The following is an 11,630-nucleotide window of genomic DNA, read 5'->3' on the forward strand; positions in this document are numbered from 1 at the left end:
GCGAGCGCGCGGGCGGTGAGGGTTTCCAGGGTGGAGGCGGCGGGGGCCTGGTCCCAGGAGTCGAGGGAGGGGTTGAGGGCGCTGGCGGCGAGGTCGGCGGCGGCGGCCAGGGCGAGCGGGGGGCAGTGGAGGTGGGCGGCGCAGTGCGGATCGGCGGGGTCGGCGGCGCCGGCGGCGAGGGTGTGGACGAGGGTGCGCAGGGCGGTGTGGGGGCCGTCGCCCTCGTCGGGGAGGAGGGGGTGGCAGGCGTCGCGGACGGTGCGGGCGACGATGTCCGGGCCGCCGGGCGGGAGGGGGCCGGAGCGGTCCTGGGCGCCGGTGGTGAGGGCGTCGAGGACGGTGTCGAGGAACGGGCGGAGCGCGCGGGGGCCGTCGGTGCCGCCTGCGAGGGCGGTGCCGGCAGGGGCGTCGGGCATCAAGAGGCTCTTCTTCAACGGGAGTTGGTGCACGGCGCACCGGGTCTTAGGCCGCCCTAAGTTACTGTCCCGGTACAGCGGGTATCCACCCGTTCCGGAGGGACCACCCGTTCGTGGGACGGTTGTCCCGCAGATGTTCGGTTGCCTGCGGTCTTGCGCGGGGTCGGGGGCGGATGCCCGGGACGCGGACGGCGCGGGCACCCGAGGGCACCCGCGCCGTTCCCCTGCCGTTTCCGCTCCGGTACGTGCTACCGCTGCGCGGCGGCGGCCCGTACGCGCAGTGCGCGCCGCAGGTCGTCGAGCTGGTCGTCCACGGTGCGCCGGAGGGCCGGGGTGGGGTCGGCCTCGGCCAGGCACCGTTCGCCGAGGCGGAGGGTGGCGTCCTCCACGAACGGGCCGGGGAAGGCGTACCGCCCGGCGGCCTTGGCGAGGGCGGGGCCGCGGCGGGCGGCGAGGGCCGGGACCTCGGCGAAGTAGCGGGCGACGTAGGGGCGGAGCAGGTCCTGCTGCTCGGGGGCCCAGAAGCCGGTGGCGGTGGCGGTGAAGAGGTAGTTGGACAGCGCGGTGTCCTCGTCGGCGGTGAACAGGGCGTCCCAGGCGGCCTGCTTGGCGGCCGGGTCGGGGAGCGCGGCCCGGCAGCGGGCGGCGCCCTCGCGGCCGGTGGCGCTGGGGTCGCGGTCGAGGGCGGTGTCGATGGCTTCGGGCGTGGCGGCGCCGAGGGTGGCGAGGCGCGCGAGGATGCGCCAGCGGAGTTCGTGGTCGAGGGCGGGGCCGCCGGGGACGGTGTCGCCGTCGAGCCAGTCCTGGAGTCCTTCGGGGGTGGTGGCGCTGTCGATGAAGGTGCGGACGGCGGTGAGGCGGAGACCGGCCTCGGGACCGTGGCCGGGGCCTTCGGTGCGGCGGAGCAGGTCGCGGCTGAGGTCGGTGAGGAGGGTGAGGGCGGTGTGGCGTTCGGGGAGGGGGAGGTAGCGATCGGCGATCTGCCCGCGGGCGAAGGCGAGGACGCCCTGGACGAGGGCGAGGTCGGTTTCGTGCGGGAGGTGGTCGCGGGCCGCGTCGAGGTAGGCGGTGGGCGGCAGTTCGCCGTCGCGGACGAGGTCGCGGGCGGCGTTCCAGACGACGGCGCGGGTGAGCGGGTCGGGGAGGGCGGAGAGGGAGCGGGCGGCGGTCCGCCAGGAGGCCGGGTCGAAGCGGATCTTGGCGTAGCTGAGGTCGCCGTCGTTGAGGACGACGAGGGCGGGGGCCGCGCGCGGGGTGGTGTGGCGGGGCGGGTTGCCGTCCGCGGGGATGTCGAGTTCGAAGCGGTCGCGGGGGGTGAGGCGGCCGGGGTGGTGCGGGTCGGTGTCGTAGCCGCTGACGGCGATGCGGTGCGGGCGGGTGCCGGTGTGGGCGATGTCGAGGTGCCAGCTGCCGTGCTCGGCGGTGACGGCGGGGGTGAGGGTGTCGACGCCGGTGGTGCGCAGCCAGCGCTCCGCCCAGGCGTGGACGTCGCGGTCGGTGGCGCGGGCGAGCGAGTCGAGGAAGTCGGCGAGGGCGGCGTTGCCGAAGCGATGGCGGGCGAAGTGGTCGTTGATGCCGGTGAGGAAGTCCTTCTCGCCCATCCAGGCGACGAGCTGGCGGAGCGCGGAGGCGCCCTTGGCGTAGGAGATGCCGTCGAAGTTGAGCAGGGCGGAGGCGGTGTCGGGGACGTCGTCGGGGGCCGGGGCGACGGGGTGGGTGGAGGGGCGCTGGTCGGCGTCGTAGCCCCAGCCCTTGCGGGCGACGGCGAAGTCGGTCCAGGTGCCGGTGTAGCGGGTGGCTTCGGAGAGGACCTGGTAGCCCATGTACTCGGCGAAGGACTCGTTCAGCCAGATGTCGTCCCACCAGCGCAGGGTGACGAGGTCGCCGAACCACATATGGGCCATCTCGTGGGCGATGACCATGCCGCGGGTCTGGCGTTCGGTGTCGGTGACGGCGGAGCGGAAGACGAATTCGTCGCGGAAGGTGACCAGGCCGGGGTTCTCCATGGCGCCGGCGTTGAATTCCGGGACGAACGCCTGGTCGTAGGAGTCGAAGGGGTACGGCTCCTCGAAGAGCTGGTGGTAGCGGTCGAAGCAGCGGCGGGTGAGGTCGAGGAGTTCCTCGGCGTCGGCGTCGAGGTGGGGGGCGAGCGAGCGGCGGCAGTGCAGGCCGAAGGGGATCCCGGCGTGTTCGGTGCGGACGGAGTGCCAGGGCCCGGCGGCGACGGCGACGAGGTAGGTGGAGATGCGGGGCGTGGTGGCGGCCTGCCAGGTGCCGTCCGGGAGCTGAGTGGTGCGGCCGTTGGCGAGGACGGTCCAGGTGGGCGGGGCGGTGGCGGTGAGGTCGACGGTGGCTTTCAGATCGGGCTGGTCGAAGGCGCCGAAGACGCGCTGGACGTCGTCCAGGAAGAGCTGGGTGTAGGTGTAGGTCTCGCCGTCGGCGGGGTCGGTGAAGCGGTGCATGCCTTCGCCGGTGCGGGAGTACCGCATGGTGGCGTGGAGTTCGAGGCGGTGCGGGCCGGCGGACAGGCCGGTGAGGGGCAGGCGGTTGCCGTCCAGGGTGGCGGGGTCGAGGGGGCGGCCGTCGAGGGTGGCGGTGTGCAGCTCGTGGGGCTTGATCTCGGCGAAGGTGTCGCCGGCGGCGCGGGCGGTGAAGTCGATGGTGGTACGGGACGTGAAGTGCTCGTCGTCGCGGGTCAGATCGAGGTCGATGGCGTAGTGGTGGACGTCGAGGAGCTGGGCGCGGGCTTCGGCTTCGGAACGCTGCAGTGCGGGCATGGGGCCATGCTGCCCGGTGGCGGGCGGGGTGGTCCACGGGGTTGGGGGACGGGGCCCGCGGGGGCCGGGCCGGGCTCGGCCTCCTCGCGCTGATCACGGACTGCTCCCGCCCACCAGCGGCGGATTGTCCGGGTCCGGGACCCGGGTGGACCAGCCGCCGGGCACGTCCCGGGTGCGGCGGTCGCGGAAGCGGGCGGGGGCGAGCCCGACGCGGCGGGTGAACAGGCGGCTGAAGTAGGCGGGATCGTCGTAGCCGACGCGGCGGGCGACGGCGGCGACCGGGAGTTCGGTGCCGGCGAGGAGTTCCTTGGCGCGGCCCAGGCGGATGCCGAGGAGGTAGTCCTTGGGGCTGCAGCCGGCGCCGCGGCGCACGGCGGCGCGGAGTTCGGCCGGGGTCATACCGTGGCGGGCGGCGTGCTCGGTGACCGTGAGCGGGAGGAAGGCGTCCCGGGCCAGGGCGCGCAGCAGGGGTTCGCCGTCGGCGCCGGTGTCGGCGCGGGCGCGGCGCAGCGCGACGAGGAGTTCGTGGACGGCGGCGGCGGTCTCGACCTCCAGCAGGGGGTTGCCGCGGCGGGCGGCGCGGGCGATGCGGCCGATGGCGGTGCGGGCCGGGCCGGTGTCGGCGAGCGGGACGAGTGGCTGCTCAGGATCGATGTAGCCGAGTTCGGTGTACGTGTCGGCGGCCGGGCCGGTGAAGTCGACGAAGCTTTCGTCCCAGCCGGTGGCCGGGTCGGCGCCGTAGTGGTGCGGGACGCCGGGCAGCAGCCAGAGGAGGGCGGGCGCGGTGACGGTGCGGCGGTGGCCGTCCGGGGTGGTGAGGAAGCCGCGGCCGGCGGTGATCAGGACGGCGACGTGGTGGTCGAGGGTGCGGGGGCCGACCGGCGGCAGGGTGCCGTACTGGAGGCCGACGCCGAGGCAGACCAGGCCGAGCCGGTGGTGGACGGGGCTGGGGGTGAAGTAGCGCATCCAGGTGTGGTACATGCCGGCCGGCCTCCCGTCGCCGTGCGCCGCCGCGTGTGGTCGAACGGTCCGCTGTCGAACGGACCGATGCCGACCGATGCCGAACAGTCCGATGCCGAACGGTCCAATGGGGTCCGATCTTTGTCCATGGACGGGTGGGGCGCCAGAGGGCGAGGGTGGCCGGCGACGTGTGGTGGCGGGAGGGGAGGCGCGATGCGGTTCGCGGTGGGGGAAGAGCACTTCGAACGGGACGGGCGGCCGGTGCGGCTGCTGTCGGGGGCGCTGCACTATTTCCGGGTGCACGAGGCGCAGTGGGGCCACCGGCTGGCGCTGCTGCGGGCGATGGGCCTGAACTGCGTGGAGACGTACGTACCGTGGAATCTCCACGAGCCGCGCCGGGGTGACTACCGGGACGTCGGCGCGGTGGGCCGCTTCCTGGACGCGGCGCACGCGGCCGGCCTGATGGCGATCGTGCGGCCGGGCCCGTACATCTGCGCCGAGTGGGAGAACGGCGGGCTGCCGTCCTGGCTGACCGGGGCGCTGGGGCGGCGGGTGCGGACGGCCGACGCGGCGTTCCTGGGCCCGGTCGCGGACTGGTGGCGGGTGCTGCTGCCGGAGGTGGCGGCCCGCCAGTGCGACCGCGGCGGCCCGGTGGTGCTCGTCCAGGTCGAGAACGAATACGGCTCGTACGGCTCGGACACCGCCTATCTCCACCAACTTGCCGCGTTGATAAAGGACTTGGGGATTTCTGTCCCCCTGTGCACCTCCGACGGCCCGGAGGACCACATGCTGACCGGCGGGAGTGTCCCGGGACTGCCGGCGACGGTGAATTTCGGGTCCGGGGCGGCGGAGGCGTTCGCGGTGCTGCGCCGGCACCGGCCGCGCGGGCCGCTGCTGTGCATGGAGTTCTGGTGCGGGTGGTTCGCGCACTGGGGCGGGCGGACCGTCTCCCGGCCGGCGGCGGAGGTGGCGGCGGCGCTGCGCGAGGTACTGGAGTGCGGCGCGTCGGTGAACGTCTACATGGCGCACGGCGGGACCAGCTCCGGCGGCTGGGCGGGGGCGAACCGGGCCGGTGAGCGGCACGACGGGCGGCTGCTGCCGGCCGTGACCTCGTACGACTACGGGGCGCCGGTGGACGAGCGGGGGCGGCCGACCGAGCTGTACCGGCGGCTGCGGGAGGTGCTGGCGGAGTACGCCGAGGAGCCGCTGCCGGCGCCGCCGGACCCGGAACCGGTGCTGGCGGCGCCGGCCGAGGTGGCGCTGACGGGCTGGGCGGCGCCGGACGCGGTGCTGGACGCGCTGGGCGGGCCGGAGGTGCGCGCGGCGGTGCCGCCGACGTTCGAGGAGCTGGACGTGGACCGGGGCCTGGTCCGCTACCGGGTGGCGGTGCCGGGCCCGCGCCGGCCGTACGAGCTGCGGGTGGTCGGGCTGCGGGACCGGGCGGTGACCCTGGTGGACGGGGTGCCGGGGCCGGTGCTGGCGGAGGAGGAGGCGCTGCTGGGGCCGGTGCCGGGCCCGGCGGTCGTGGACCTGTGGGTGGAGTCCCTGGGCCGGGTCAATTACGGGCCGCGGCTGGGCGAGCCCAAGGGCATCACCGGCGGGGTGCTGCACGAGCGGCAGTATCTGCACGGCGTGTCGGCGCGGGGGCTGCGGCTGGACGCGCTGGACGGGGCGGCGGGGGCGGCGGCGGCCGCGGGCCTGCCGTGGGAGGCGCCGCGGCCGGGGGCGCGGGGGCTGCACCGGGGCATGGTGACAGTGCCGGCCGGCGGGGCGGGGGACGCGCTGCTGGAACTCCCGGGCTGGACGCGGGGGTTCGCGTGGGTGGGCGGTTTCCCGCTGGGGCGGTACTGGTCGGCGGGCCCGCAGCGGGCCCTGTGCGTACCGGGGCCGGTGCTGCGGGACGGAGTGAACGAGGTCCTGGTGCTGGAGCTGGAGGGCCCCGGGGCGGGCGGTGCGGCGGGGGCGCCCCGGCTGGTGCCGTGAGCGAGCCGGGGCGCCCCGGCCTGGTGCCGTGAGTCTGGCGCCCCCAGGGTGCCCCCCGCCGCGCGCCCTCACCTCTCCCCCTCATCACCCCACCTCGATGACCCGGAAGGCATCGAGGACGAACTCCGCCGTACCGTCATCCCCCGTCTTCCGCAGCCCCACCCACACCTCCCCACTCGCCGGCGCCGCGAACTCGTAACCGAACGCGGCCGTTTCCGTGGCGACCGGCAGCGGCTGCCGCGCGAGCTCGCGGGCCGCGGGCTCGTCCACCGCGGTGATCCACGCGTACTGCCCCGCCTTCTCGTTCTGATAGCGGAAGGTGACGCGGTACCGCCGGCCGGGCCGGAAGCGAACGGTGTGCGGCACGGTCCGGTAGACCACCCCCCGGTTCTCCCCCCTCGACTTCAGCGACTGCCCACCGTCGAGCACATCGTCAACAGCCTTGCCGTTCCAGCCGCGCTGGGTGTACGGCGCGTGCCGCTGGGCGAGGTGGGTGCGCGGATCGGTGCTGCCGCCGGCGTCGCCCTTGACGAACGGTCCCCAGCCCTGCGGTACGTGCTCGAAGTCCTCGTCGCAGAGGGTGCCGGGGGCCGCGGCGGGCCGGGGCGCGGCCACCACCCGGACGTTGTCGAAGCGGACCCGGGCGGTGCCGGTGGCGGCGGAGAGGGCGAGGGTGACCGGACCGCCGCCTTCCGGGACGGTGAAGCGGGTGGTCATCCGCTGGAAGCGGGTCCCGGACTTGCGGTCGGCGGCGACGTAGTTGCCGGCGGTGGAGGTGTCGGTCCAGTTGGCGGCGGTGACGCCGTCGCCGGTACGGATCTCCAGCGCGGCCCGCCGCCGCTCCCCCGCCGTGGCGCCGACCTCGACCTGGACGGAGGCGGCGTAGTCGCCGGGGGCGAGCCGGGCCAGCCGCTGGGCGACGGTGGCGGCCGATCCCGCCCCGATGACGAGTTCGTAATCCCCCCGCTCGTTGGCCCGGACCTCGGCCGGCCCGGTGACCTGCCACGCGTCGAGATTCCCGGCGTGGAACCCGGGGTCGGCCAGCGGCGTGCCCTCCCCCCAGCGCGGATCGGCCTTTGCCGGGGCGGGCGCCCGATAGACGGCGTAGGCGGTGCCGGCCCGGGCATCGAGCGTGACCCGCCCCCCGGCGACAGGCACCCGGGTCTCCTCCGCCCGCCCTTGATCAGTCAGCCGGTAGACGTACACGGCAGAGGCATCCCCCCACCCCCGCGGCAACCGCCACGTACTCCTCCCACCCCCGGGATTGAAGTGATAGAGCTTGGCCGGATCGGTCGCGTCACGCGGCTCCCACGGCAGCAGATACGTACCCCCGTCGTAGACCAGACGGCCATCCGTGGTGATCCGGCGGACGCCGCCGCTGTCCGTGACGGTGGTGCGAGTGGGGCCCTCAAAGGTGATCTCGTGTGCGTCCCAGGTGCGGATCGGGTACGCCTGGAGGTATTTGGCGGGCAGCGCGTCGTTCCAGACGATGGCGAGGAAGGCGTGCCAGTCGTTCTTGCCGGTCCAGCCCTCGAAGTTGCCCATCCGGGGCGCGCCGAGCAGGGTGGGCCACTTGTCGGCGAAGACGTCCTTCTGGTGGTTGCGGACGAAGCGGATCAGCCGGGAGTTGATACCGCGCGAGGTGTCGGGCCCGTAGTCGGTCTCGTTGGCCCAGTGCGACCACAGCGCGGAGCGTTCCAGGCCGTGGCCCCATTCGGTGGCGATCTGCCAGCCCTGGTCGCGCAGATGGCGCTGGAGCCGGTCGGAGTTCCAGCCGGATTCGCGGAAGACGTCGAGGTAGACGGTGGTCAGGGCGGGGTCGGTCTCGGCGCGGAGCTGCGCGAAGCGGGCGGCGATACGGCCGGAGAGCAGGTCGCGGCGGGCGTCGATGCGGTACGACTGGTCGAGCCAGTCCCACTGCTTGTCGTCCTTGTTGACGAGCTGCTCGGAGAAGGCGTGCGCGACGGGGTACGACTCGGTGGCGTTGACGTGGACGGCGAAATCGCTGTGCCACTTCTTCCCGGCGCGCAGCAGGGTGTTGAGGTCGGCCAGGCCGCCGGCGCGCGCGTTGTAGTTGCCGCCGTAGTCCGGGTGCGCCGAGTCATGCCCCTCCGACTGATAGCCCTTGAGCAGCGTGAACTGCCGCAGCCCGTCCGTGGCCAGCGCGATCCGCTTGACGTTGTCGAGCGTCGCCAGGAACGGATTGGTGGCCTGACTGGCGAAGTTGAACGGGATATGCGGTACGACCCGCAGATGCTGCTCCTCGGCGCCCAGCGGCGTCACCATGATGTCCCGCAACGCGATCGCGCCGTCCTGCCAGTCGGCCCGCCCGTCCCCGTTGCGGTCCCGGGTGACGATGACCGTCGCATACGGCAGCGGCTCGGCGCCACCCTCCCCCTCCGCGGAAGCGCCCGCCGCCCGTACGGTCCACTGCCCGGGGCCGAGCTGGGCTTTCACCCACCCCTCCCCCCGTACGGTCTGCCGCCACAACCGCCCGTTCTCCCAGGTGGTGGTCCCGCTGGGGTGGTCGTAGCAGGTATTGGTCTCGATGGCGGCGGCGAGCCGCCCCGTGGCGACGACGCCATACGCGCACCCCGTACGCGTGGCCTCCACCGGCGTCTCCGCCTCGACCGCTATGAACGTGTCCCCGCTCCCGGCCTTGTCCAGCTGAAGCCGCGCGGCGAACAGCTGCGCCCCCGGCTGATCACTCCGCACGGCCAGCAGCGCCAGCCCCGGTATCTCCAGCGTCCCGATGCGCAGCGCCGGCGTATCGGTGACGGCCGTGACCCGCCAGTCCACCTGCCGCCCCCGCACCGCGATCCGCACGGCGAGCGTGGTCCCGCCCCCGAAGTCGAGCATGTAGTCCACCCGATCGCCGCCCCGGACCCGCCGGCTGACCTGCGGCCGGTGCGCCACCCCGTCGATCAGCACCTCACTCACGGGCACGTCCTGCCCGTACACCACCTCCCCGGTCCCCCGATCGGCGTACGCCACGATCCGGGGGAACCCCGAATCCACCCGGACCTCCAACTCCCCCGACCGCAGGACCGTTTCCCCACCTCGGGGCACAGCGGCCGCGGCCCCCGCGCCCGACGGCAGCACCCCCACCACCCCGGCCACCGCCCCAGCGGCGACCACCTGCCTGCGACTCGGCCCCGGCGGTACCTTCACGCCCGTCCTCCTCACTCCCGCAACGCTCTACCGCCCCCACCCTGCGCCGCACCCCCCGGCCCGGCCCATGGACTGAGGGGCGGGGGTGTTGGACAGAAGTGGGGCGGATCCGCTTCTCGTGGGAGCCGCTGACGCTCACGGTGGGCTACGGGGCGACGCGGTGAGCGGCGGGCCCCCGGGGCGCTCCCAGGGGCCCGCTATCAGGGGCGGGTGCGGCTCAGCCGCCCAGTTGGGAGGCCGCCTTCTGGATGTCGGAGGCGAAGGTGCTCACCTCGGTGTAGACGCCGGGTTTGCCGGGGCGGGCGCAGCCCTCGCCCCAGGAGACGATGCCGATCTGGATCCACTGGCCGGCGTCGTCCTTGCGGAACATCGGGCCGCCGGAGTCGCCCTGGCAGGTGTCGGTGCCGCCGGTGTCGAGCTTGCCGGCGCATATCTCGTCGCCGGGGGTCAGCGAGTCGCCGTACGCCTTCTGGCAGGTGGCGTCGTCGACGAACGGGACGGTGGCCTTGAGGAGGTAGCGCTGCTGGTCGCCGCCTTCCTTGTCGGCGCCCCAGCCGGCGATGGTGAAGTCGCCGTTGTTGTAGGTGTCGGTGCCCGCGATCTTGAGGGTGGGCTGGTCGATCGGCTTGGCGAGCTTGATGAGGGCCCAGTCCTTGCCCTTGCCGTTGTAGCCGGGGGCCTGGAGTACCTGGGTCGAGTTGACCTTGACGGCGACCGGGTCCTGGAGGTCGGCGACGCCGGCGGTGGCGGTGATGGAGGTGTCGGGGCCGCTGCCGTCGACGCAGTGGGCGGCGGTGAGCACGATGTCCTTGGCGTAGAGGGCGCCGCCGCAGCCCATCGACAGCCGCACCATGAACGGGAATTCGCCCTGGCCGGCGCGGGTGCCGCCGACGACGTGGGAGTGGACGGGGCCGCCGGGGGTGGGGGCGGGGGCGGCGTGCGCGGCGGCCGGCTGGAGGCTGAAGGCGGCCAGGGCGATCGCGCCGGCGGCGGTGGTTCTCCTGATGTGCTTCGTGGGGAGGCGCATCGGGTGTCCTTTCGTGGGGGGTGGACGTGTGGGGGTTCGTACGCACGGCACGCTTCTTCATGGCAGGCTCATGCCAAGCCCGGCGGCGGGTATGGCCGCCGTAAAAAGCGCGTGTACGGCGGCGGCATACCGCAAAGCCTCCGGGCATCGGGGCAATGAACCCGTAAAGCGCCCTGCGATTATGTGGACCGGGGGAACAGAGTGACAAGGGTCAACATCCGGCCAACTCCCCTACCCCTTGCGCCCCGTACGTCCCGTCCCTCTCCCGCCCGCTCCGGCCGTAGAGTGGCCGGATGAGCAGCGGCGGCAGCGGTATCGCGCACGGCTTCCCCCATCTCGGCACGGTCCGCGCGGCCCTCACGGCGCTCTTCCGGCGCCTGTCCTACGACACCGTCAGCGCCTTTCCCACCAGCGTGCTCCCGGTGGACGTGGCGTTCGACGACACCGAGGATCTGCACCTGGGCGCCCAGCGGGTGGCCCGCGCCATGGTCCGCCAGCTGCACCTGCCGGACGCCCGGATCGTGATCACCTTCCGCGAGATGGAGCACGCCGCCACCGTCGAACTGACCGCCGGGCCCGAGTACTTCGTCGAACTCAACGACCGCTTCCGGCGCCACCGCAAGGACATCGGCGCCGCCCTCGCCCACGAGGTCACCCACGTCTGGCTGCACCGCCTGGACCTGTCCTTCCCCGGCACCCGCGACAACGAGATCCTCACCGACACCGCCGCCGCCTACCTCGGCGCCGGCTGGCTGCTGCTGGACGCCTACCGCGAACACGGCCCGTTCTCGCAGAAGCTGGGCTATCTCACCCCGGAGGAGTTCGGGTACGTCCTCGCCAAACGGGCCGCGTTCTTCGCCGAGGACCCCGCGCCGTGGTTCACCAGCCCGCAGGCGTACGACGCGTACACCGCCGGACGGGACCGGGCCCGCCGGGACGAGCACCGGCCGCCGCTGGCCGGCGCCGGCTGGACCGCCCGGCTCCGCTACACCCGGGACCGCCGCGCGGCGACCCAGAGTCCGCAGCGCACCGTCCCACCGGCCGCCCCCGGCGACGGCGAGGGCCCCGGCTACGCCTTCGAGCCCGCGCCGGGACCCGGCGCGCCGCCGCGGGTCTCCTTCCCGTGCCCGGTCTGCTGCGCCCGGATCCGCGTCCCGGTCCGCGGCCGCCTCCGGGCCCGCTGCGGCCTGTGCCGGACGGTGCTGGATTGCGATACGTGAGAGCGGTAGGGGGGAGCGGTGTGTGGGAGCGGTACGCGGTTGCGGTACGTGGGTGCGGTACGTGAGCGGGGAGTCG

6 protein-coding genes and 1 pseudogene are annotated in these 11,630 nt (G+C 74.1%); 2 read left to right on the forward strand and 5 right to left on the reverse strand.

Annotated features, from left to right (window positions below):
- From ADL22_RS20025 to ADL22_RS20035, 3 genes and pseudogenes are all read right to left on the reverse strand, one after another.
- A pseudogene (locus tag ADL22_RS20025) lies at positions 1–416 on the reverse strand (aspartate aminotransferase family protein); the annotation flags it as partial.
- Between the two features lie 248 nt (positions 417–664).
- Positions 665–3,193: an aminopeptidase N gene (pepN, locus tag ADL22_RS20030; protein ID WP_066981299.1), complete on the reverse strand. Its 2,529-nt coding sequence runs from the start codon at positions 3,191–3,193 to the stop codon at positions 665–667.
- Positions 3,194–3,286: 93 nt separating this feature from the next.
- Entirely contained in the window at positions 3,287–4,174 is an 888-nt protein-coding gene (locus ADL22_RS20035; RefSeq protein WP_066981302.1) for a helix-turn-helix domain-containing protein, read from the reverse strand.
- A gap of 192 nt (positions 4,175–4,366) precedes the next feature.
- On the opposite strand from ADL22_RS20035, the gene ADL22_RS20040 reads away from it, so the two are divergent.
- Positions 4,367–6,136 (forward strand): glycoside hydrolase family 35 protein, encoded by a 1,770-nt coding sequence (locus ADL22_RS20040; protein WP_066981305.1) that lies wholly within the window; start codon positions 4,367–4,369, stop codon positions 6,134–6,136.
- Between the two features lie 84 nt (positions 6,137–6,220).
- Here ADL22_RS20040 and ADL22_RS20045 read toward each other — a convergent pair whose 3' ends face one another.
- Positions 6,221–9,307, reverse strand: coding sequence for an endo-alpha-N-acetylgalactosaminidase family protein (locus ADL22_RS20045; protein WP_066981308.1), 3,087 nt, complete (start codon positions 9,305–9,307; stop codon positions 6,221–6,223).
- A gap of 217 nt (positions 9,308–9,524) precedes the next feature.
- Entirely contained in the window at positions 9,525–10,334 is an 810-nt protein-coding gene (locus tag ADL22_RS20050) for a S1 family peptidase (protein ID WP_066981311.1), read from the reverse strand.
- A 293-nt stretch (positions 10,335–10,627) separates the two neighbouring features.
- Here ADL22_RS20050 and ADL22_RS20055 point away from each other — a divergent pair, with 293 nt between their 5' ends.
- Entirely contained in the window at positions 10,628–11,554 is a 927-nt protein-coding gene (locus tag ADL22_RS20055; RefSeq protein ID WP_066981314.1) for a hypothetical protein, read from the forward strand.
- The last annotated feature ends 76 nt before the right edge of the window (positions 11,555–11,630 follow it).

The organism is Streptomyces sp. NRRL F-4489, from assembly GCF_001509485.1.
In the GTDB taxonomy this organism is placed as follows: Bacteria; Actinomycetota; Actinomycetes; order Streptomycetales; family Streptomycetaceae; genus Streptomyces.

Coding starts and splice junctions, on each gene's coding strand:
- pepN (WP_066981299.1), bottom strand. CDS start 3,193: ATGCCCGCACTGCAGCGTTCCGAAGCCGAAGCCCGCGCCCAGCTCCTC.
- ADL22_RS20055 (WP_066981314.1), top strand. CDS start 10,628: ATGAGCAGCGGCGGCAGCGGTATCGCGCACGGCTTCCCCCATCTCGGC.
- ADL22_RS20040 (WP_066981305.1), top strand. CDS start 4,367: ATGCGGTTCGCGGTGGGGGAAGAGCACTTCGAACGGGACGGGCGGCCG.
- ADL22_RS20035 (WP_066981302.1), bottom strand. CDS start 4,174: ATGTACCACACCTGGATGCGCTACTTCACCCCCAGCCCCGTCCACCAC.
- ADL22_RS20050 (WP_066981311.1), bottom strand. CDS start 10,334: ATGCGCCTCCCCACGAAGCACATCAGGAGAACCACCGCCGCCGGCGCG.